Consider the following 21525-nt stretch of genomic DNA (forward strand, 5'->3'; position numbering starts at 1 on the left):
CCCCATGAAGATCGTCACCATCTGCGGCGCCGGCATCGGCAGCAGCGGAATCCTCAAGGTCAACGCCGAGCGGGTCCTGGCCCGGCTCGACATCGAGGCGGAGGTGGTCGCCGCCGACATCGGCTCGATCGCCTCGATCGGGGACGACGCGCAGGTCATCCTCACCTCGGCCGAGTTCGTCGAGGCGATCGGCTCGACGTTCGCCGACGTCATCGTGATCCAGAACCACTTCGACCAGGCAGAGCTCACCGAGAAGCTCCAGAAGTCGCTCGGCTGAGCGCGGCCGGTCACGACAGCGAGAGACCCCGGAGGCGCAGCTCGCGCCTCCGGGGTCTCTCGCGTCGGATGGGCGGTCACCGCCCGACGGTCACGCCAGCAGGGCGCGCATGCCGGAGTCGAGGTCGGCGACGGCCGCCTCGGCGGCGTCCCGACGAGCGACGGCGTCACCCTCGGTGCTCGACGCATCGATGTAGACCTTGAGTTTCGGCTCGGTACCGCTCGGGCGGACGATGACCCGTGAGCCGTCGGTCAGCCAGTAGCGCAACACGTCACCCGCCGGGAACGACCCGAACCCGTCCCGGAAGTCGTCGATCCGGTCGACCCGGTGCGAGCCGATCGTGGCGGGCGGGTGCTGCCGAAGGCGGGTCGTGAGCGCGGTGATCGTGGCGAGGTCGTCGACCCTGATCGAGATCTGCGACGAGGCGTACGCCCCGAACCGCTCGTCGAAGGCGACGAGGTGCTCTGCCAGGCTCGACCCGGCGGAGTGCAGCTCGGTCGCGAGGGCGAGCAGGTCGACCGCGGCCGAGATGCCGTCCTTGTCGCGCACGACGTCGGGGTCCACCAGGTAGCCGAGAGCCTCCTCGTAGCCGTAGATCAGCCCCCCGACACGGGAGACCCACTTGAAGCCGGTCAGGGTGTCGACGTAGTCCAGTCCGTGCACGCGGGCGATCTCGCGGAGGGCGGGGGAGGAGACGATGCTCGCGGCGAGCGTGCCGTCGCGGTCGTCCCGCCGTGCGCGCTCGGCGGCGCGCCAGCCGAGCAGGGAGCCGACCTCGTTGCCGCTGAGTCGACGCCATCCGCCGTCGACGGGGATCGCGACCGCGAGCCGGTCGGCGTCGGGGTCGTTCGCGATGACCAGGTCGGCCTCGACGCGGTCGGCCGTGGCGTACGAGAGATCCATGGCGCCGGGCTCTTCGGGGTTGGGGAAGGCCACGGTCGGGAACGCGGGGTCGGGCGCGCTCTGCTCGCTGACCGGGATCGGTTCGGCGAAGCCCGCGGTGGCGAACACTCGACGGGCGACCTCCCACCCGACGCCGTGCAGGGCCGTGTAGACGACGCGCGGCTGGTCACCGGCTGCCGCCGTGCCGGCCACGGCGGCGGTGCGACGGACGTACTCCATGACGAGGTCGTCGCCGGCCTCGCGATAGTCGTCGGAGCGGGGCAGCTCGGCGACCGAGGACTGCGCCGCCTTCTCGATCTCGGCCGCGATCTCTCCATCGACGGGCGACACGATCTGCGACCCGGCGTCGACGCCGCCGAGGTAGACCTTGTAGCCGTTGTCCTGCGGGGGGTTGTGGCTGGCGGTGACCATGACGCCCGCGCTGACGTCGAGGTGACGCACGGCGAACGCCAGCACCGGGGTCGGCAGGGCGCGCGGCAGGATGGTCGCGGCGACGCCGGCCGCCGCCATGATCTGGGCCGTGTCGCGTGCGAAGACGTCGGAGTTCTTGCGCCCGTCGTAGCCGATGACGATCGAGGGGTGCGACTCGCGGCCCAGCAGGAACGCGGCGAAGCCGGCCGCGGCCTGGGCCACGAGGACGCGGTTCATGCGATTCGAACCCGATCCCAGGGCGCCGCGCAGGCCGGCCGTGCCGAACTGCAGACGACCGGCGAAGCGGTCGGCGAGTTCGGCCGAGGCGTCGGAGTCGTCGGACCCGGCCCGGCTCAGGAGCCGGTCGAGCTCGTCGCGCGTCTCGTCGTCCGGGTCCTGGTCGCGCCAGGCCGTGGCCGTCGCGAGGAGCTGGTCGAGGGCGGATGCCGACGCGCCGGCGGTGCCGGACCCCGTCACGTCGCCGCTCACAGGGCCGCCACGATGCGAGCGAGCAGATCGCTGATCTTCGTCTCGGCGTCGCGCCCGGCCTCGAGCACCTCGGCGTGGCTGAGCGGGGTCTTCTGGATGCCCGCGGCGAGGTTCGTGATGAGGGACATCCCGAGTACCTCCATGCCGGCCTGACGCGCGGCGATGGCCTCGAGGGCCGTCGACATGCCGACGATGTGTCCGCCGATGGCCTTGGCCATCTGGACCTCGGCGGGGGTCTCGTAGTGAGGCCCGCGGAACTGCGTGTACACGCCCTCGTCGAGGCTCGAGTCGATGCCGCGCGCGAGGTCGCGCAGGCGTGACGAGTAGAGGTCGGTCAGGTCGATGAACGTGGCACCCTCGAGCGGCGAGTCCGCCGTCAGGTTGATGTGGTCGCTGATCAGCACGGGTGTGCCGGGCTTCCAGGTCTCTTTGATGCCGCCGGCACCGTTCGTCAGGATCATCGTCGTCGCACCCGTCGCGGCGGCCGTGCGGACGCCGTGCACGACCCGCCGGACGCCGTGGCCCTCGTAGTAGTGCGTCCGGGCGCCCATGACCAGGGCGTGCTTGCCCGAGGGCAGGGCGATGCTCCGGATGGAGCTCGTGTGCCCGACGACGGCCGACGCCGCGAAGCCGGTGATCTCGGTCGCCGGGACCTCGGCGACGGTCTCGCCGATCAGGTCGGCGGCCTTGGCCCAGCCGCTGCCCAGGGTCAAGGCGATGTCGTGCCGGGCGACGCCGGTCTTCTCGGCGATCTCGGCGGCGGCGGTGCGGGCGACCTCGAACGGGTCGGCTGCGCGGTCGTCGAGTGGGTGCGTGGTGGTCTCAGACATGGCGTCCACTCTAGGGTCTGCCGACCCGCCACCCCGGTCGCGGAGGGGCCCGTCGTGCGGGTCAGTCGATGCTGAGCAGGACGTGACCCGACGACACGGTCTCGCCGACGACGGCCGCGATGCCCGAGACGGTGCCGTCGCGGTGGGCGGCGACGGGCTGTTCCATCTTCATGGCCTCGAGCACGAGCACGAGATCGCCCTTGACGACCTGCTGGCCCGCCTCGACGGCGAGCTTGACGACGGTCGCCTGCATGGGTGCCTTGACCTCGGCACCGGTAGCGGTCACCACCGACGACCGGGGTGCGCCCCGGCGTTTCGGAGCGACCGCAGGAGGCGCGGTGCGTGACCCGAGACCGGCCGGCAGCGAGACCTCGAGTCGCTTCCCGCCCACCTCGACCACGACGGTGTCGCGTTCGTCGACCGGGCGGGGGGCCTCGGCCTCGCCGCTCCAGGCGGGGATGGTGTTGTCGAACTCGGTCTCGATCCAGCGGGTGTAGATCGAGAACGGCTCGCCGCCGGCGGGCGCGAAGGCCGGGTCGTCGACGATCGCGCGGTGGAAGGGCAGCACGGTCGGCAGACCGGCGACCTCGAACTCGGCGAGGGCGCGGCGCGAGCGCTCGAGAGCGTCCTCGCGCGACGAGCCGGTCACGATCAGCTTGGCGAGCAGCGAGTCGAACGACCCGCTGATCTCGTCACCGGCCTGGACGCCGCTGTCGACCCGGACGCCGGGGCCGCCCGGGGCTCGGAAGACGTGGATCGGGCCGGGGGCGGGCATGAAACCGCGACCGGCGTCTTCGCCGTTGATGCGGAACTCGAACGAGTGGCCGCGGGCCTCGGGGTCGCCGTACTCGAGCACGCCGCCCTCGGCGAGGCGGAACTGCTCGCGGACCAGGTCGATGCCGGTCACCTCTTCGGAGACGGGGTGTTCGACCTGCAGTCGCGTGTTGACCTCGAGGAACGACACGGTGCCGTCCTTGCCGATGAGGAATTCGCAGGTACCGGCGCCCACGTAGCCGACCTCGCGCAGGATCGCCTTCGAGGACTCGTAGAGCTTCGCGGTCTGCTCGTTGGTCAGGAACGGTGCCGGGGCCTCTTCGACGAGCTTCTGGTGTCGGCGTTGCAGCGAGCAGTCCCGGGTGGACACGACGACGACGTTGCCGTGGGCGTCGGCGAGGCACTGGGTCTCGACGTGGCGCGGCTGGTCGAGGTACTTCTCGACGAAGCACTCACCGCGCCCGAAGGCGGCGACGGCCTCGCGGGTGGCGGAGTCGAACAGCTCGGGGACCTCGTCGCGGGTGCGGGCGACCTTGAGCCCGCGCCCGCCGCCGCCGAAGGCCGCCTTGATGGCGACGGGCAGTCCGTGCTGGTCGACGAACTCGAGCACCTCGTCGGCGTCGGACACGGGGTTGAGGGTGCCGGGGGCGAGCGGGGCCCCGACGCGCTCGGCGATGTGGCGTGCCGACACCTTGTCGCCGAGCTGCTCGATGGCCTCGGGCGACGGGCCGATCCAGACCAGGCCGGCCGTCTGGACGGCCCGGGCGAAGTCGGCGTTCTCGGCGAGGAACCCGTAGCCCGGGTGCACGGCGTCGGCGCCCGAGCGGCGGGCGACCGAGAGGATCTTGTCGATGACCAGGTAGGTCTCGGCGCTCGTGGTGCCGCCCAGGGCGTAGGCCTCGTCGGCGAGGCGGGCGTGCTGGGCGTCGCGGTCCTGGTCGGCGTACACCGCCACGGAGCCGATTCCGGCGTCACGCGCGGCCCGGATCACGCGGACGGCGATCTCTCCACGGTTGGCGATGAGGACCTTGCTGATACGCGGCATAGTCCCCCACCCTATTGCGCGCCTCGCAGCTGCCTTTGGCTGACGTGCACAAAAAGGACCAGGAGGGGCGAGGCAGAACCTACAAAGCCCCTGCGGTCGGCGAGGTCCACAGTTCGTGCCACGGCACGCCGAAGCCCCGCACGAGCGACCGCAGCACGGGTACGGAGAGGCCCACGACGGCACTCGGCGTGCCCTCGATGTGGGTGATGAACGCGGAGGCCCGTCCGTCGATCGTGAAGGCTCCCGCGACCTCGAGCGGCTCGCCCGTCTCGACGTAGGCCGCGAGCTCGCGGGGGTCGAGGTCGTCGGCGAAGGTGAGGGACGCGCTCGCGACCCTGCCCGCGCCTCCTTCGGGGTTCTCGGCCGTGGCACGTGGAGCGCCGCCACGGTGGTCCACCAGCCAGTGGCCCGACCAGAGGGTGCCGTGACCGACCTCGGCCATCCGGCGCCACCGATCGAGTGCCAGCGCGGCCTCGTGAGGTTTGCCGTGGACCTCGCCGTCGAACTCGAAGGCGCTGTCGCCGCCGAGCACGAGACCGTCGAGGGGACGGCCGTCGATCACGGTGTCGAGCACGGCTTCGGCCTTGAGTCGGGCGAGGTGCTGCACCGTCTCGCTCGCCGTGAGCTCACGGCCGAGACGGCCCGCCTCGGCCCGGACCGCCGCCTCCTCGTCGACTCCGGGGCTGATCAGCACCGGCTCGATGCCGGCCGCGCGCAGCAGGGCGAGTCGGGCGGGGGAGGTGCTGGCCAGGTAGAGCGGGACGGTCATGCCGTCCAGCCTGTCAGACTCGACGCATGGGAGACATGCTGGGCCGCGAGGTCGAACTGGACGTGACGGGCATCGCACACGGGGGCATCTCGGTGGCCCGACTCGACGGGCGGGTGGTGTTCGTCACCGACACCCTGCCCGGCGAGACGGTCGTGGCGCGCATCACGGACGATCGCAAGAAGGCGTTCTGGCGAGCCGACACGGTGAGCGTCCTCGAGGCGAGCGGACACCGCCGACCTCACGTGTGGGGCGCCGCCGCCCTCGAGGTCGATCCGGCCGACCGTGCCGGTGGGGCCGAGTTCGGTCACGTCGAGCTCGCCCATCAGCGCGAATTGAAGCGCCGCGTGGTCGTCGACGCACTCATCCGGATGGGCGGCGTCACGGACGCCGAGGACAGGGTCACGGTCGAGGCGCTGCCCGGCGACGACGAGCGTGGCGGCATCGGGTGGCGGACGCGCCTGCGCCTCCACCTCGACGCCGAGGGGCGTCCCGGTCAGTACGCGGCGCGCTCGCACCGGGTCGTGCACGTGCCCGACCTGCCGCTCGCCTCGCCGGAGGTCGCCGAGGTGGCGCCGTTGGGCGACGCCTTCCCGGGCGAAGAGCACGTCGACGTCGTCGCCCCGAGCGTGGGAGGCGCGCGACTGATCATCGGACGGCAGGCCCGGTCGACCATCACCGAGATCGTCGGCGACCGTGAGTTCCGCCTCGACGACGGTGGGTTCTGGCAGGTGCACCGTGAGGCCGCCGCCACGCTCACGACGGCCGTGCAGACCATGATCGACCCCGAGCGCTTCGATCCCAAGGCCGCCAACCTCGACCTCTACGGCGGGGTCGGCCTCCTCGCCGCCGCCGTGGGCGACCGGTTCGGTGCCGGGACGCGCATCACGAGTGTCGAGAGCGACGAGCGGGCCACGGAGCACGCGTCCGAGAACCTGGCCGAGTGGATCGGTGCGGCGGCCGTGACCGGACGCGTCGAGCGGTGGCTGAGGCAGACCGCGTCCCAGGCGAGCGAGGCCGAGCGCGAGCGTCTCGCCGCCGCGACGATCGTGCTCGATCCGCCCCGGTCGGGAGCCGGCCGTGACGTGGTGTCCGAGATCGCGGCGCTGCGCCCCGCCCAGGTCGTCTATGTCGCGTGCGACCCGGTCGCCTTGGCCCGCGACATCGCTCTCTTCGCCGAACGCGGGTACGCGCTCGACGCCCTGCAGGCGTACGACCTCTTTCCCCACACGCACCACGTCGAGACGGTCGTGCGCCTGCTGCCTGCCTGAGCCGCGAGCCGGTTACGATGTACCCCGTGCACGCCCGGGGTTCAGGGACCAGGGCACACGCCGACCGAAGGATCACCGTGTCAGACCTCACGACCGAGACCCCCACTGCCCCCCGCCCGACCGCGCCCGTGCGGGTGGCCGTCGTCGACGACCACGAGTCGGTGCGGCTCGGCATCCAGGCCGCCTGCCAGAACGAGGGCTTCGAGGTGATCCTCACCGCGGCCGGCGTGCAGGAGTTCGTCGAGAACCTCGCCGGCCGCGAGGTCGACGTGGTCGTGCTCGACCTGTCGCTCGGCGACGGGTCGACCGTGACCGAGAACGTCAAGCGGGTCCAGGCCACGGGATCGGCGGTCCTCGTCCACAGCATCGCCGACCGGGTGGCGTCGGTGCGCGAGGCGCTCGCCGCGGGCGCGGCCGGGGTCATCCCGAAGTCCTCCGCCACGAAGACCGTCATGGCCGCCGTCGCCACCGTCGCACGGGGGGACGTGCTCAACAACCTCGAGTGGGCGAGCGCGATCGACGCCGACCGCGACTTCGCCAAGGCCCAACTCGGCCGACGTGAGCGCGAGATCCTGCACCTCTACGCCTCGGGCCTGCCTCTGAAGCTCGCCGCCCAGCAGCTCGGTATCGGTTACTCGACGGCTCGCGAGTACCTCGATCGCATCCGCGTCAAGTACGTCGAGGTCGGCCGTCCGGCACCCACCAAGGTCGATCTACTGCGTCGTGCCGTCGAGGACGGCATCCTGCCGGGTCTCGATGCGGACGGCGGCGATGGCCGGTGAGGGTCGGCTGAGCCACCCGAACCCACTCGGGGCGCTCCGGCCCCCGCGCAACCCGATCAGCCGTGCCCTGCTCGACAAGGTGCTGGGGCGCATCATCGCGGCGGCCGGACTGGTCTTCGGACTCCAGGCGCTCCCGGGCATGATCGGTCAGGTCGACGACATGCAGATCGCCTGGGCCTGGGCCATCGGCGTGGCCATGTTCGGTGGGTTCGTCGCGCTCGCCGTGGCGAGCCTCGTCCAGCGAGGCGTGACGACGGTCGAGGCGTTCGTCGCGATCGCGTACCTCATCGCGTTGGTCACCTGGCCCCTCGCGGTCGACGACCCCAGCGAGATCCAGTCGAGCGTGCCGTGGTTGTGGTACCTGTGCACGGTCGCCACCGCATCGGCCGCCTCCGCGTTCTCCACCTGGATCGCCACGGGATACCTCTTCGTGGCACCGGCCGTCTACGGCTTCATCCGTCTGACGCCGTCGGGCGGGGCGGTCTCGCCTCAGCGCGCGACCCTCGACTCCGTCTACGCGATCCTTCTCGGCGGCGCCGTGCTGATCCTCGTGGTGATCCTGCGCCAGGCGGCCGCGAACGTCGATCAGGCCCAGGCGACCGCCGTCGCACGGTACTCCGAGGCCATCCGCGAGCACGCCACCGAGCTCGAGCGGGTCGAGGTCGACGCCATCGTCCACGACAGCGTCCTCACGACCTTCATCCAGGCGGCCAGGGCGTGGTCGCCCGAGGAACGCGAGCTGTCGACCAACATGGCCCGGAACGCCATGTCCCATCTCTCGGCCGCGGCGAGCACCACGCCGTTCGACGAGTCGGACACCACGCTCGTGAGCATGGTCGACCGCATCGAGGCCGCCGTGGCCGATCTGGGGGTGGTGGTGTCGGTGCAGCGGGGATCGATCGAGGGCGAGGCCGTCCCGTCCACCGCCGCCGAGGCGCTCTACTCGGCCACGGTGCAGGCCCTCGTCAACAGTTCACAACACGCCGGCCACGGGCCCGGAGTCAGCCGGTGGGTCGGCATCGACCGTGACGCCGGGGGCCTGACCACCGTCGAGGTCGGAGACACGGGCAGGGGGTTCGAGCCGGCCTCCGTGCCGACGGAACGCCTCGGGGTCCGTGTGTCGATCCACGAGAGACTCAACAACGCCGGGGGGCTGGCCACCATCGACTCGTCACCGGGGCAGGGCACCGTCGTGCGGCTGCGGTGGCCGGTCGACGCTCTCCCGGACGGGAGCGAGGCCCCCGACCGGTCGCCCGATCGCGCCGACGAGACGGGCGTTGCAGGGGGTTCGCGGTGAGGGTCTCCGTGCCTCGGTGGTTGATCGTCTCGCTCGCCGCGGTCTTCTCGGCCTACCACCTGGTCCTGGCCGCCGTGTCGCTGGACCGCTTCGCCGACCCAATGCCCGTCGTCGCCTGCATGGTCCTCTACGCGGCCGCCACCGTCACGGCGCTCTGGCCCGGAGGCCACGTCATCATGCCCGTCTGGATGGCCTCGTTCGCGCTGGCGGTCAGCATCGTCCTCCCTCTCGTGGTCACCTCGCAGCTCGATCCGTCGGTCAAGAACGGCTATGCGACCTGGTACGTCGCCGCGGTCGGCACGCTGATGGTGATCGTGTCGACGCGCCGACGACAGGGATTCGCGTGGCTCGGCGCCGGCTTCATGGCGGTGCACGGCCTGGTGTGGGCCGGCCCCGCCGAGATCGCCGACCTCGGCATCGTCGGGAGCGTGGTCTGGGTGGCCTTCAGCCATGCCATGTCGAGCACGCTCACGCGCGCCGGACGTGAGACGCGCGAGTTCATCCTGGCCGAGCACGAGGCGGCCGACTGGCAGGCGGCCCAAGAGGCTCACGTCAACGAGCGCCAGTACCGCCTGCTGCAGACAGGGCGGACGGCACGCCCGATGCTGCAGACGATCGTCCGACGACACGGCGACCTGACCTCGACCGAACGGCAGGAGTGCCTGAACCTCGAGGGCGCGATCCGGGACGAGATCCGAGGACGCCGCCTCCTCGACGACGACGTGCGTCACGAGGTCATGGCCGCACGCCGGCGCGGCGCGGTCGTCAGCCTGCTCGACGAAGGAGGCATCGACGACCTCGGGCCGGGGGACCTGCGACGGGTCCACGCGGTGCTCGCGGCTGCCCTGCGCGACTCGGTCGCCGACCGCATCGTCGTCCGGACGGTCCAGGGAGGCGGCGACGACGCCGTCACGGTGGTCGGGCTCGGCTCCGCCGACCTCTCGTCGAGCGCGCTCGGTCGGGGTGTCTCGGCCGACGCGGACGAGGACGACGACGGCGACGAGGTCCAGCTCTGGCTGCAGATCCCTCGCGCCGCGCCCTGAGGGTCCGTCGAACCCACGGGATCGACCAACCCGGCGAGGACGGAAGAAGGGCCGGACGATCGTCCGGCCCTTCCGAGACCCTGAGTCAGGGCGGCAACCCGAATGTCGCCCTGACTCCCCCCGGGCTGGAGCCCGCTTACCCTGGTCGGCTCCTGCTCGGTGGTGTGACTCTGAGAGACACCTAGCACGTGTAACTATGGCCGGTCGTCGACGCTCGTGCAGTCGTCATTTAGGGGGACAGGTGGGGGAGGATGACTTCGTCTACCCCTGTTCGAGGCTCCTCAGCCCGAGAAACCGCGCCAGCGGCCGTCTCCGGCGACGATCGCCGGACGAGGTGCGCGAGCCGAACGGGTCCAGGCCGACGAACGGGGGCGGGACGTCGTCCCTGCCGACCCGGCACGAGCGGCCTCGACCGCGGCGAGCAGCGCCGTCACCGCCGCCAGCTCGTCGGGGCTCGGGTCTCCGGCGACGACCCTCAACAGCGGAGCCTCCGCCTGGTCGCCCGCGTCGCGGGGTGTGTCGGTCGCATCCGGGGACTCGGCCGCGTGCCGCCCGCTCACAGGGGGATGTTCCCGTGCTTCTTCGGCGGCAACGTCGCCCGCTTCGTCCTGAGGGCGCGGAGTGCCTTGATCACGGCGACCCGGGTCGCCGCGGGTTCGACGACACCGTCGAGCTCGCCTCGCTCGGCGGCGAGGAAGGGGCTCGCGACGTTGTACGTGTACTCGTTCGCGAGTCGCGTGCGCACGGCCGCCACGTCCTCGCCGGCTTCGGCCGCCGCCTTGATCTCGTTGCGGTACAGGATGTTGACCGCGCCCTGGCCGCCCATGACGGCGATCTCGGCCGTCGGCCACGCGAGGTTGATGTCGGCACCCAGTTGCTTCGACCCCATGACGATGTACGCACCGCCGTAGGCCTTTCGTGTGATGACCGTGACGAGCGGGACGGTGGCCTCGGCGTAGGCGTAGAGCAGCTTCGCTCCTCGGCGGATCACGCCCGTCCACTCCTGGTCGGTGCCGGGCAGGTAGCCGGGCACGTCGACGAGCGTGAGGATGGGGATGTTGAAGGCGTCGCAGAAGCGCACGAAGCGGCTGGCCTTCTCGCCGGCCTCGATGTTGAGCGTGCCGGCCATGGCCGACGGTTGGTTGGCGATGACGCCGACCGGGCGGCCCTCGACCCGGCCGAAGCCCACGACGATGTTGGGCGCGAACAGCGGCTGGACCTCGAGGAACTCGCCGTCGTCGACGACGTGTTCGATGACGGTCATGACGTCGTAGGGCTGGTTCGGACTGTCGGGGATCAGGGTGTTCAGCTGGCGATCGTGGTCGGTCGTCTCGAGTTCGACGGGGACGTCGAAGACGTGCGGATCGGCGAGGTTGTTGTCGGGCAGGTACGAGAGCAGCGTCCTGGCGTAGTCGAGGGCGTCGTCCTCGTCGCTCGCCAGGTAATGCGATACGCCGGAGACCTTGTTGTGGGTCAGCGCCCCGCCGAGTTCCTCGAAGCCGACGTCCTCGCCCGTGACGGTCTTGATGACGTCCGGTCCGGTGACGAACATGTGGCTCGTCTTGTCGACCATGATCACGAAGTCGGTCAGCGCCGGGGAGTACACCGCGCCTCCGGCCGCCGGACCCATGATCAACGAGATCTGGGGGATGACCCCCGATGCGGCCGTGTTCAGCCGGAAGATCTCGCCGTACTTGCCGAGGGCGACGACGCCTTCTTGAATCCGGGCCCCGCCCGAGTCGAGGATGCCGATGATCGGCACCCCGGTCTTCAACGCGAGCTGCATGACCTTGATGATCTTCTCGCCCGCGACCTCGCCGAGCGAGCCGCCGAAGATCGTGAAGTCCTGCGAGTAGACCGCCACCTGACGACCGTGGATCGTGCCCGTGCCCGTGACGACCGCGTCACCGTAAGGACGCTTGGCCTCCATGCCGAAGGCGTGCGTGCGGTGACGGACGAACTCGTCGAGCTCGACGAACGAGCCCGGGTCGAGCAGCTCGTCGATGCGTTCGCGGGCCGTCTTCTTGCCCTTGGCGTGTTGTTTGGCGATCGCGGCCTCGCCGCTCGCCGTCACGGCCTCGTGATAGCGGGCCTTGAGATCGGCGAGTTTGCCCGCGGTGGTGTGCAGGTCGGGCGCGGCGTCGGAGAGGGGCGCGGAGTCAGGAGTCACGCGCTTCACTCTACTGATGGCCTTCCGGCCTCCCGTTGGAGGATTCCACGCGTGGACGTCCTCGGACGTCGTAGGACTCCTCAACGCGGCCCCCTAGGCTGAGCCGATGGCCTTCCCCCTCAGCGCGACCGTCAGCCCCCACCTCGTGGTGCTCGAGTCCACGGGGTCGACCAACGCCGACCTGCTCGCCGCCGTCGACGAGCCGCACCTGGCGACCTGGCTGACGCTCGACCAGTCCGCCGGCCGGGGGAGGCTCGACCGGCGGTGGGAGTCCGTGCCCGGCCGGTCCCTCGCAGCGAGCGTGCTCCTGCATCGTGGCGACTTGCCGATCGAGTCGCTGGGCTGGGTGCCGCTCCTCGCCGGGGTCGCGATGCGTGCCTCCGTCCTGCGCGTGGTCGAGAGCGGAGACGTGACGCTGAAATGGCCCAACGACGTCCAGGTGGACGGCGACAAGGTCTGCGGCCTGCTCGCCGAGCTGCGGCCCGACGCGAGTGCCGTGGTCGTCGGCGCGGGGGTCAACCTGACGGTTCCCGGGGACGAGCTGCCCACGCCGACCTCGACGTCCTTGGGACTGCACGGCGCCCGGGGGACGGCCCTCGAGCTCGCCGACGTCGTGCTGTCGTCGTGGGTCTCGGGCCTGACCCGGCTCGTCGGTGACCTCGCCGCGTCCCGCGGTGATGCGGCGGCGAGTGGTGCCCAGGCGCTGGTGCGTGCGGACTGCGCGACGCTCGGGCGCGAGGTCCGAGTCGAACTCCCGGGAGGCGCGGCACTGGTCGGCGAGGCGGTGGACGTCGACGAGGCGGGTCGACTGGTGGTCCGTTCCGCGTCGACGGGCGGGCTGACGGCCGTCGCTTCCGGTGACGTCACACATCTGCGGTATGAATGAGTCTGTGAACACCGACGGACCGCAGCCGACCGAGTACGTGGTCGCGCGGTTGCGACCTCACGCCCGCGTCCTGTTCTTGCCCTCTCTCGCCCTCGTCGGCGTCTGCGCGGCGGCAGGCTACTTCGGCGGCCGCTTCGAGGCCGCCTGGCAGAACTACGTCGTGCTGGGCGCGGCCCTGGCCCTGATCGTGCTGCTGTGGCTGATCCCCGTCCTGATCTGGCTCGGCAAGCGCTACGTCGTCACCTCACGACGTCTGGTCGTCCGCAAGGGGCTGTTCCTCCGAACCCGCCAAGAACTCCTGCACAGTCGCGGCTACGACCTGACCGTGCGCAAGAACTCGATCCAGAGCGCGTTCCGCAGCGGCGACGTGCTGATCAACACCGGTCTCGACCGCCCGCTCGTCCTCTGGGACGTTCCGACGGCCGACCTCGTCCAGTCGACCCTGCACGACCTGATGGAGTCGAACCTCAACAGCGTGGCGCAGCGCCGCCAACACGAACAGTCCGTCGGACACGCCGACACCACCTCATGGGGCGACGATCGGGTCGTCTGACCCGGCGCTCGTGATATAGGATATTATAATGCGAATCTCTGTCATCGGTTGCGGTTACCTCGGAGCCGTCCACGCCGCGTGCATGGCCGACCTCGGACACGAGGTGGTCGGTATCGACGTCGATCCCGGCAAGATCGAGATGCTCTCGTCGGGTCACGCGCCGTTCTTCGAACCCGGTCTGCCCGAAGCGCTCCGTCGGGCCCTCGACTCGGGGCGTCTGCGGTTCTCGACCGACCCGGCCGACGCCGCGGGGTCACAGGTGCACTTCGTGGCCGTGGGTACGCCTCAGACGGCCGGCAGCGACGCGGCCGACCTGACCTATGTGGACGCGGCCGTCCACGGTCTGTTGCCCCACCTCGCCGACGGTGACCTCGTGGTGGGCAAGTCCACCGTGCCGGTCGGCACCGCGAGCCGACTCGCCGACCTGGTCCGCGCCTCCTCCGGCGCCGACCTGGCGTGGAACCCCGAGTTCCTGCGAGAGGGATTCGCCGTCGCCGACACCGTCGCGCCCGATCGTTTCGTCTACGGTGTGCCCTCCGGCGACGCCGGCGACCGTGCGACGGCCGTGCTCGACGAGGTCTACGCGACCGCGCTCGCCACGGGCACGCCTCGCCTGGTGACCGGGTACGCGACGGCCGAACTGGTGAAGGTCTCGGCCAACGCGTTCCTCGCCACCAAGATCTCGTTCATCAACGCGATGGCCGAGATCGCCGAGGCCACCGGCGCCGACGTGACCCAACTCGCCGACGCCATCGGGCACGACGCCCGCATCGGCCGGCGGTTCCTCAACGCAGGCCTGGGCTTCGGTGGCGGATGCCTGCCGAAAGACATCCGGGCGTTCCGGGCGCGTTCGCGCGAGTTGGGGCTCGAGTCCCTGGACTTCCTCGCCGACGTCGACGCCGTCAACCTGCGCCGCCGCGACCGCGTCGTCGATCTCGCGGGCGAGCTGCTCGGCGAGGTGCGCGGTGCGCGCGTCGCCGTCCTCGGCGTGGCGTTCAAGCCCGACAGCGACGACGTCCGCGACTCGCCGGCACTCGACGTCGCCCGCCGACTCCATGCCGCGGGCGCCGACGTGGTGGTCCACGACCCCGAGGCCAACGAGACGGCAGCCCGGCTGGCCCCCGACCTCAGCTACGTCGACGACGTCCCGAGCGCGCTCCGCGGGGCCGAGCTCGTCCTGGTCCTCACCGAATGGAAGCAGTTCAAGGCGCTCCGACCGGCCGAGGTCGCCGCGCTGGTCTCCGGCCGTCGCCTCGTCGACGCCCGCAACGTCTTCGAGCCCGCCGAGTGGCGTGATGCCGGATTCGAGTTCCGGGCGCTCGGGCGGCCGTAGACGACCTGGCGGACGAGGCGGGCTCCGGACGGTCCTCGGCCGCGCCTCCGGCACGTCCGTCCTCCTCCCTCGAGTGCCACCGTTACGATGACGACATGACGAACCGGGCTCTCATCGCCGTGCTGACCGCCGGGGCTCTGACCCTCACCCTCTCCGCCTGCACCAGTGGTGACGACGACCCCGCGCCGACGGTGTCGAGCTTCAGCCCGACGTCGACCGCGTCGCCGTCGGCTCCCGACACGGGGGCCGAGACCACCGCCCCGACCGTGCCGGCCGACGACCCTGTCGACGCTGCCGAGACACCCGTGCCCGTTCCGGCCGACCAGGCCGACGGCTGGACGGATGCGCGTGCCTACGACGCTTGCCGGAACGAGGCCACGAGGTCGCAGGGGGCCGACTACACCTGGAACGACCGGTCGTCCCAGATTCTCGTCCAGGGCTCGACGGGACGCACGATCGACGTCGCCGGGCTGTACACCGGCGGTGACGTCGGCGTCGCCAACGTCACCTATCGGTGCGTGGTCGGTGGCACGCCGGACTCGCCGCAGCTGAGCGGGGCGGTCGTCCGATGACGGCGCTCCGTGTTGGCGTGGTGGGCGGCGGCCAGCTCGCCCGGATGATGATCCCGCCCGCGGTGCATCTCGGCATCGAGATCAGCGTCCTGGCCGAGGCCGAAGGTGGTTCGGCTCGGCTGGCCGCGACCCGCGTGGGCGACTACCACGACGTCGACGTCGTCCTCGAGTTCGCCCGGACCGTCGACGTCGTCACGTTCGACCACGAGCACGTCCCCCAGTTCGTCCTCGCCGCCCTCGTCGACGCGGGCGTGCGCGTGCATCCCGGCCCGTCCGCCCTGGCCGTCGCGCAAGACAAGATCGTGATGCGTCAGAAGCTCTCCGAGCTCGGGTTGCCCGTTCCCGACTGGGCCGCCGTCCGTGACGCAGCCGAACTCGAGACCTTCCTGGCCGACCACGGCGGTCGCGCGGTCGTCAAGACGGCTCGTGGGGGCTACGACGGCAAAGGTGTCAGGGTGGTCTCGGCCGCCCACGACGCCGACGACTGGTTCGGGGCCCTGGCCGAGGACGGCAACGGAGGCGCGCTCCTGGCCGAGGAGCTCGTCGAGTTCCGGCGTGAGCTGTCGCAACTCGTGGCCCGGCGGCCGAGCGGAGACGTCGTGGCCTGGCCCCTCGTCGAGACCGTCCAGCGGGACGGCGTGTGCTCCGAGGTGTTCGCTCCGGCGCCGTCGAGCGCCGGTCGGCTGTCCGACGTGGCCGACAAGATCGCCCGGACGGTCGCCGAACGGCTCGGTGTCACGGGCGTCCTCGCCGTCGAGCTCTTCGAGACGACCGACGAGCGCCTCCTGATCAACGAACTGGCCATGCGGCCCCACAACACCGGACACTGGACGATCGACGGCTCGACGACGAGCCAGTTCGAGCAGCACCTCCGGGCCGTGCTCGACCTGCCCCTCGGCGACACGACCCCGCACCGGCCGTGGAGCGTCATGCTGAACGTGCTGGGCGGACCGTCGACGGGGTCGATGGCCGACCGTCTTCCGGCCCTCATGACCGACCAGCCGGCGGTCAAGGTGCACGACTACGGCAAGGACCCCCGGCCGGGTCGCAAGGTCGGGCACGTCACGGTGGTCGGTGACGACCTCGACGAGGCCGTCTTCCGGGCGCGCGCCGCTGTCGAGTTCTTCACCGACTGACGGCTATCCTCTAGTCCGTGTCCGACCCGAAGAGCACCGACGTGCGCCCGAACGACCCCGCCGTGCCCGCGAAGGTCGCCATCGTCATGGGTTCCGACAGCGACTGGCCGACGATGCAGGGCGCGTCGACGATCCTGTCCGAGCTGGGCATCCCGCACGAGGTCGAGGTCGTCTCGGCGCACCGCACGCCCGACAAGATGATCACCTTCGGTCGAGACGCTGCCGGTCGAGGACTGTCCGTCGTCATCGCCGGGGCCGGGGGAGCGGCTCACCTGCCGGGCATGATCGCCTCCGTGACGACCCTTCCCGTGGTCGGTGTACCGGTCGCCCTGGCGAAGCTCGACGGCCTCGACTCCCTGCTCTCGATCGTCCAGATGCCCGCCGGCATCCCCGTCGCGACGGTCTCGATCGGCGGTGCCGTGAACGCCGGTCTCCTGGCGGCACGCATCATCGGCACGCACGACCCCGTGATCTCCGAGCGCCTGGCCCGGCACGCCGAGTCGCTCACCGAGCTGGTCGAGCAGAAGAACACCGACCTTCGTCGATCGCTGTGAGCACGTCCCTGCCCGTCCGTCATCCGGACGTCACCTCCGAGCCCTTCATGACGAAGCGGGCGTGGGTGCTCGTCCTCCTCAACGTGGTCGTGCCGGGCTCGGCGCAGGTGCTCGCGGGCAGTCGCCGACTCGGCCGGTGGGGACTGGCCTCCACGTTGGTCTTCTGGGCGGTCGCGATCGTGGTCATCGTGCTGGCGTTCGCGTTCCGCTCACCCCTGATCGAGATCGCGACCAACGTCGTCGCCTTGACCGTCGTCCAGATCTTCCTCGCGTACTACGCGGTGCTGTGGGTGGTGCTGACCGTCGACACCCTGCGGCTGGCCCGGATCGTCCGGACGAACCCCTCGGCGAGGGGCCTGCTCGCCGGGGCCATGGTGCTGCTGATGGTGGTGACCGTCGGGCCTGCCGCCTACGGTGCCTATCTCGCCGGGGTGCAGCACGGTCTGCTCAACAGTCTGTTCACGTCCCAGGCCGACGCCGCGCCTCCCGTCGACGGTCGCTACAACATCATGTTGCTGGGCGGCGACGCCGGATCGGACCGCACCGGTCTGCGTCCCGACAGCATCTCGGTGGCGAGCATCGACGCCGAGACCGGTGCGACCACGATCGTCGGCATTCCCCGCAACCTCTACGACGCGCCCTTCGTCGCGGGATCACCCCTCTACGGCGACTATCCCGACGGGTACGACTGTGGCGACGACTGTCTCGTGAGCTTCTTGTACACCTACGGGGAAGAACACCCCGATCTCTACCCTGACGCCGAGTCGAAGGGCAGCAACCCGGGGGTCGAGGCCATGCGCGACGCCGTCGAGGGCATCACGGGCCTCACGGTGCAGTACTACGCTTTGATCGACATGCAGGGCTTCGTCGACCTGATCGACGCCCTCGGTGGCATCCAGGTGGACGTGCAGCAGCGCATCCCGATCAACGGGGGTGTCGACCGCAACGGCCAGCCGATCAACGTCGACGGCTGGATCGAACCCGGCGAGCAGAAGCTCGACGGCTACCACGCACTCTGGTACGCGAGGGCGCGGCACGGCACGAGCGACTACGACCGCATGGCTCGTCAACGAGAGGTCCAGCAGGCTCTGCTCTCGCAGTTCCAGCCGGCGACGGTGCTGTCGAAGTTCCAGGCCGTCGCGGCGGCGGGCGTTCAGACGGTCGACACCGACATCCCGCAGGGTGCCCTGGCCGCCTTCGTCGATCTGGCCGTCAAGGCCAAGTCGCAGCAGATCACGAGTCTCGAGCTCGTCCCGCCGACCTACGACAACGTCTATCCCGACTACGACGCGATGCGGGCGGCTGTCGCCCAAGCGACCACGGCGGCCACCGCACCCTGACGACGGACCAGCGGTCGGGCGGCGCGTGACCGGTGACTCAGAGGTCGGCGTGCAGCTGCCACACCTTGTCGGCCGAGTCCCGCCAACTGAAGGCCCGGGCGCGATCGATGCCGGCGATGCCGAGCCGGGTGGACAGCTCGACGTCGGACACGACCTGGAACATGGCCTGCGCGAGGCGTTCGGGGTAGCCCGCTGCGTCGTCTCGGGCCACGCTGACCGCCGCGTCCGCCGCGACCTCGAGCAGGGCCGGGGCGTCCGACACGATCGTGGGCGTGCCGAGGCTGAAGGCTTCGACGACCGGTAACCCGAACCCCTCGGCGAGACTGGGGAACACGAAGACCGAGGCTCGCTGCAGCAGCACCGCCAGCTGTTCGTCCGACACGAAGCCCATGGTGCGGACCTTGTCGGCGGGTAGGCCGGCGGCGGCCACCAGGTCGGCCACCTTGACGTCTCCCCACCCCTCGGGCCCGACGATCAGCAACGGCAGGTCGGGGGCGTCCGGGTGTGCGAGAGCCTGGATGAGTGGCTCGATGCCCTTGCGTGGTTCGAGCGTGCCGACGCTGAGTGCGTAGCGCTCGGGCAGGTCGAGGGAGTCGGCGACCTCGTCGGAGTCCGCCGGAACGGCCAGTTTGGGGCTCACCGCCCCGCCGATGACGCGAAGGCGGTCCCCGAAGGGGAAGAGTTCGGCGAGTTCGCGCGCGACGCTGTGGGTCGGCACCACCACGCCGTCGGCGTGCTTGAAGGCCCGCTTGGTCATGGCCTTGTGCCAGCGGACACCCCGAGGGGTGAGGGTCTCGGGGTGGGTCCACGGCACCGTGTCGTGGATCGTGACGACGGTCTGCGTCCCCGGGTCGAGTGCCCGGTCGTGTCGGTAGAGCGGGGCGAAGAGGCTCGTCGCGTGGACCATGCCGCGGCCGGGTAGACCGAGGAGACCGCCTTGCCACGCCACCGCGAGTTCACGGCGGCCGAGGGGTGATTTGGCCACGTGGGAGAGACCGGGCAAAAGATCGGCCAACCGGTCGTAGTCGGTCTGGGGGTGGGCCGCCACGACCCCCTCGACCTCGCAGCCGCGGGGGGCGGTCTCGACGAGGGCTCGGGTCAGTTCTTCGGTGTATCGCCCGATGCCGCCCGGAATGGGAGCGAGGATCTGATCAACGACTACTCGCAGCGTGGTCATCGGTCTGCAACACTCCCCTGCTCGCGGCTTCGGCCAGCGCTTCTCTCCACGGACGCATGGGCTTCAGCCCGGCGCGTTCCCAGGCGTCGTGGCCGAGGACGCTGTAGCTGGGCCGCGGAGCGGGGCGCACGAACGCCGAGCTGTCCGTCGGCTCGACCCTAGCAGCGTCGAGTCCGGCCTCTTCGAAGACGGCCTGGGCGAACTCGAACCAGCTCGCACGGCCTGAATTCGTCCCGTGGTAGACCCCTGCGGGTGCGTCCGAGTCGAGCAGGGCGACGATCTGCGCCGCGAGGTCGGCCGTCCAGGTCGGCTGACCCAGTTGGTCGTCGACCACCTTGACCGTGTCGTGCGACGCCGCGAGCTTGACCATGGTCTTCGCGAAGTTTCCGCCGTGCGCTCCGTAGAGCCAGGCCGTGCGCACGATGTAGGTGCCCTCGGGGTTCGCGGTCAGAGCCAGCCTCTCGCCCGCTGCCTTCGTACGGCCGTAGGCGCTCACCGGGGCGACCGGGGCGTTTTCGGGGTAGGGCTCGGTCGCGACGCCGTCGAAGACGTAGTCGGTCGAGATCTGCACGAGCTTCGCCCCGACGGAGGCGGTGGCCTCGGCCAGCAGGCCTGCTGCGGTGCCGTTCACGGCCAGTGCGGCCTCTTCGTCGGTCTCGGCGGCGTCGACGGCCGTGTAGGCGGCGGAGTTGATGACGACGTCGTGCCCCTGGACCGCGGAGAAGACGGCGTCTCGATCGGTCACGTCGAGGTCGGCGCGGCCGAGAACGGTCACGTCACGCCCGAAGAGCGCTTCGAGCAGGTCGGTCCCGAGCATGCCCCGGGCGCCGGTGACGAGGTACTTGGTGTTCTGGGCGCCGGCCATCAGAGAGCAGCGCGCTCTTTGAGCGGCTGCCACCACTCGCGGTTGTCGCGGTACCACTGGACCACGTCGGCGAGTCCCTTCTCGAAGGGGACCTGGGGTTCGTAGCCGAGCTCGTCGCGGATCTTCGAGATGTCGACGGAATATCGCAGGTCGTGGCCCAGGCGGTCCTGGACGCGATCGACGTAGCTCCAGTCCTTGCCGGTGGCCTCGAGGAGCATCTCGGTGAGCTCTTTGTTGGTGAGTTCGGTGCCGCCGCCGATGTTGTAGATCTCTCCGGCGCGGCCGTTGACGAGGACCATGGCGATGCCGCGGGTGTGGTCGTCGACGTGCAGCCAGTCGCGGATGTTGTTCCCCTCGCCGTAGAGCGGGACGTGCACGTCGTCGATCAGGTTCGTCACGAAGAGCGGGATGACCTTCTCGGGGAAGTGGTACGGGCCGTAGTTGTTGCTGCAGCGCGTGATCGAGACGTTCAGCCCGTGGGTGCGGTGGTAGCTGCGGGCGAGCAGGTCACTGCCGGCCTTCGAGGCGGAGTAGGGCGAGTTCGGCTCGAGAGGGCGGTCCTCCGCCCACGAACCCTCGGCGATGGAGCCGTAGACCTCGTCGGTCGAGACGTGGACGAAGCGTTTCAGGTCGTTGCGCAGGGCGGCGTCGAGCAGCTGCTGGGTGCCGAGCACGTTGGTCTCGACGAAGATCGACGCGTCACGGACGGAGCGGTCGACGTGCGACTCGGCTGCGAAATGGACGACCGCGTCCACCTCGGGGAAGAGTCTGTCGAGCAGGGCGCCGTCGCGGATGTCGCCCTTGACGAAGGTGTAGCGGGGCGAGTCGGCCACGCTCGAAAGATTGGCCTCGTTGCCCGAGTAGGTCAGCGCGTCGAGGACGACGACCTCGGCCCCCTCGAGGCCCGGGTAGGAGTCTTCGAGCGTACGGCGGACGAAGTTGGAGCCGATGAAGCCGGCTCCGCCGGTGACGAGGATTTTCACAGTGGTCCCTTGGGGTCGATCGCAGGCGGTCGGTCCATGTTAGCGGAGGGCGCCTGCCGCCTCTGCTG

21 protein-coding genes are annotated in these 21525 nt (G+C 70.6%); 12 read left to right on the plus strand and 9 right to left on the minus strand.

The genetic code is table 11. The annotated features are described in order from the left end of the window. The first annotated feature begins 4 nt into the window (after positions 1-4). Positions 5-277, plus strand: coding sequence for a PTS sugar transporter subunit IIB (locus tag HRF36_RS02070; protein ID WP_173205467.1), 273 nt, complete (start codon positions 5-7; stop codon positions 275-277). Between the two features lie 90 nt (positions 278-367). Here HRF36_RS02070 and HRF36_RS02075 read toward each other — a convergent pair whose 3' ends face one another. The 4 genes from HRF36_RS02075 to HRF36_RS02090 form a co-directional block, all read right to left on the minus strand. Beyond that, positions 368-2080: a phospho-sugar mutase gene (locus HRF36_RS02075; RefSeq protein WP_371739966.1), complete on the minus strand. Its 1713-nt coding sequence runs from the start codon at positions 2078-2080 to the stop codon at positions 368-370. Beyond that, positions 2077-2910, minus strand: a complete 834-nt coding sequence (locus HRF36_RS02080) for a purine-nucleoside phosphorylase (RefSeq protein ID WP_173205470.1) — start codon at positions 2908-2910, stop codon at positions 2077-2079. The genes HRF36_RS02075 and HRF36_RS02080 overlap by 4 nt, the downstream gene beginning before the upstream one ends. Before the next feature lie 61 nt (positions 2911-2971). After that, positions 2972-4729: a biotin carboxylase N-terminal domain-containing protein gene (locus HRF36_RS02085; RefSeq protein WP_173205473.1), complete on the minus strand. Its 1758-nt coding sequence runs from the start codon at positions 4727-4729 to the stop codon at positions 2972-2974. A gap of 79 nt (positions 4730-4808) precedes the next feature. Continuing rightward, positions 4809-5498 (minus strand): nucleoside triphosphate pyrophosphatase, encoded by a 690-nt coding sequence (locus HRF36_RS02090; protein WP_173205476.1) that lies wholly within the window; start codon positions 5496-5498, stop codon positions 4809-4811. A 26-nt stretch (positions 5499-5524) separates the two neighbouring features. Here HRF36_RS02090 and HRF36_RS02095 point away from each other — a divergent pair, with 26 nt between their 5' ends. The 4 genes from HRF36_RS02095 to HRF36_RS02110 all read left to right on the plus strand — a co-directional run bounded on the left by HRF36_RS02095 (position 5525) and on the right by HRF36_RS02110 (position 9888). Beyond that, positions 5525-6766 carry a class I SAM-dependent RNA methyltransferase gene (locus tag HRF36_RS02095; protein ID WP_173205480.1) on the plus strand — a complete coding sequence of 414 codons (1242 nt, stop codon included), beginning with the start codon at positions 5525-5527 and terminating at the stop codon, positions 6764-6766. A 71-nt stretch (positions 6767-6837) separates the two neighbouring features. Next, positions 6838-7548 (plus strand): response regulator, encoded by a 711-nt coding sequence (locus HRF36_RS02100; protein WP_371740044.1) that lies wholly within the window; start codon positions 6838-6840, stop codon positions 7546-7548. Further along, positions 7538-8845 carry a sensor histidine kinase gene (locus HRF36_RS02105; protein ID WP_173205486.1) on the plus strand — a complete coding sequence of 436 codons (1308 nt, stop codon included), beginning with the start codon at positions 7538-7540 and terminating at the stop codon, positions 8843-8845. The genes HRF36_RS02100 and HRF36_RS02105 overlap by 11 nt, the downstream gene beginning before the upstream one ends. Beyond that, positions 8842-9888 carry a hypothetical protein gene (locus HRF36_RS02110; RefSeq protein ID WP_173205489.1) on the plus strand — a complete coding sequence of 349 codons (1047 nt, stop codon included), beginning with the start codon at positions 8842-8844 and terminating at the stop codon, positions 9886-9888. The genes HRF36_RS02105 and HRF36_RS02110 overlap by 4 nt, the downstream gene beginning before the upstream one ends. 281 nt (positions 9889-10169) lie before the next feature. Here the strand turns inward: HRF36_RS02110 and HRF36_RS02115 are convergent, their stop codons facing one another. Together HRF36_RS02115 and HRF36_RS02120 are read right to left on the minus strand one after the other, a co-directional pair. Further along, positions 10170-10448, minus strand: a complete 279-nt coding sequence (locus tag HRF36_RS02115) for an acyl-CoA carboxylase epsilon subunit (RefSeq protein WP_173205492.1) — start codon at positions 10446-10448, stop codon at positions 10170-10172. Then, the gene (locus HRF36_RS02120) at positions 10445-12058 is read right to left on the minus strand and encodes an acyl-CoA carboxylase subunit beta (protein ID WP_173205495.1); all 1614 of its coding nucleotides are present in this window, start codon (positions 12056-12058) and stop codon (positions 10445-10447) included. Before HRF36_RS02120 ends, HRF36_RS02115 begins: the two co-directional genes overlap by 4 nt. Before the next feature lie 106 nt (positions 12059-12164). On the opposite strand from HRF36_RS02120, the gene HRF36_RS02125 reads away from it, so the two are divergent. From HRF36_RS02125 to HRF36_RS02155, 7 genes are all read left to right on the plus strand, one after another. Next, on the plus strand, positions 12165-12944 hold the full coding sequence (locus HRF36_RS02125; RefSeq protein ID WP_173205498.1) for a biotin--[acetyl-CoA-carboxylase] ligase: 780 nt from the start codon (positions 12165-12167) through the stop codon (positions 12942-12944). A gap of 4 nt (positions 12945-12948) precedes the next feature. Then, positions 12949-13497: a PH domain-containing protein gene (locus tag HRF36_RS02130; RefSeq protein ID WP_371739967.1), complete on the plus strand. Its 549-nt coding sequence runs from the start codon at positions 12949-12951 to the stop codon at positions 13495-13497. A 28-nt stretch (positions 13498-13525) separates the two neighbouring features. Further along, positions 13526-14830, plus strand: coding sequence for a UDP-glucose/GDP-mannose dehydrogenase family protein (locus HRF36_RS02135; protein WP_173205504.1), 1305 nt, complete (start codon positions 13526-13528; stop codon positions 14828-14830). Positions 14831-14925: 95 nt separating this feature from the next. Then, entirely contained in the window at positions 14926-15402 is a 477-nt protein-coding gene (locus HRF36_RS02140; protein WP_173205507.1) for a hypothetical protein, read from the plus strand. After that, positions 15399-16538, plus strand: a complete 1140-nt coding sequence (locus tag HRF36_RS02145) for a 5-(carboxyamino)imidazole ribonucleotide synthase (protein ID WP_173205510.1) — start codon at positions 15399-15401, stop codon at positions 16536-16538. The genes HRF36_RS02140 and HRF36_RS02145 overlap by 4 nt, the downstream gene beginning before the upstream one ends. 17 nt (positions 16539-16555) lie before the next feature. Beyond that, positions 16556-17092, plus strand: a complete 537-nt coding sequence (gene purE, locus HRF36_RS02150; RefSeq protein WP_371739968.1) for a 5-(carboxyamino)imidazole ribonucleotide mutase — start codon at positions 16556-16558, stop codon at positions 17090-17092. Continuing rightward, positions 17089-18432: an LCP family protein gene (locus HRF36_RS02155; RefSeq protein WP_173205512.1), complete on the plus strand. Its 1344-nt coding sequence runs from the start codon at positions 17089-17091 to the stop codon at positions 18430-18432. The genes purE and HRF36_RS02155 overlap by 4 nt, the downstream gene beginning before the upstream one ends. A gap of 37 nt (positions 18433-18469) precedes the next feature. Here the strand turns inward: HRF36_RS02155 and HRF36_RS02160 are convergent, their stop codons facing one another. The 3 genes from HRF36_RS02160 to rfbB are packed head-to-tail and all read right to left on the minus strand — an operon-like array spanning position 18470 to position 21457. Beyond that, positions 18470-19609, minus strand: coding sequence for a glycosyltransferase family 1 protein (locus tag HRF36_RS02160; protein ID WP_173205515.1), 1140 nt, complete (start codon positions 19607-19609; stop codon positions 18470-18472). Then, positions 19584-20474, minus strand: coding sequence for a dTDP-4-dehydrorhamnose reductase (gene rfbD / locus HRF36_RS02165; protein WP_173205518.1), 891 nt, complete (start codon positions 20472-20474; stop codon positions 19584-19586). Before rfbD ends, HRF36_RS02160 begins: the two co-directional genes overlap by 26 nt. Continuing rightward, complete coding sequence (rfbB, locus tag HRF36_RS02170) at positions 20474-21457, minus strand: dTDP-glucose 4,6-dehydratase (protein ID WP_173205521.1); 984 nt, start codon at positions 21455-21457, stop codon at positions 20474-20476. The genes rfbD and rfbB overlap by 1 nt, the downstream gene beginning before the upstream one ends. Positions 21458-21525: the final 68 nt, after the last annotated feature.

It is taken from the genome of Frigoribacterium sp. VKM Ac-2836 (assembly GCF_013248995.1).
Classification (GTDB): Bacteria; Actinomycetota; Actinomycetes; order Actinomycetales; family Microbacteriaceae; genus Frigoribacterium.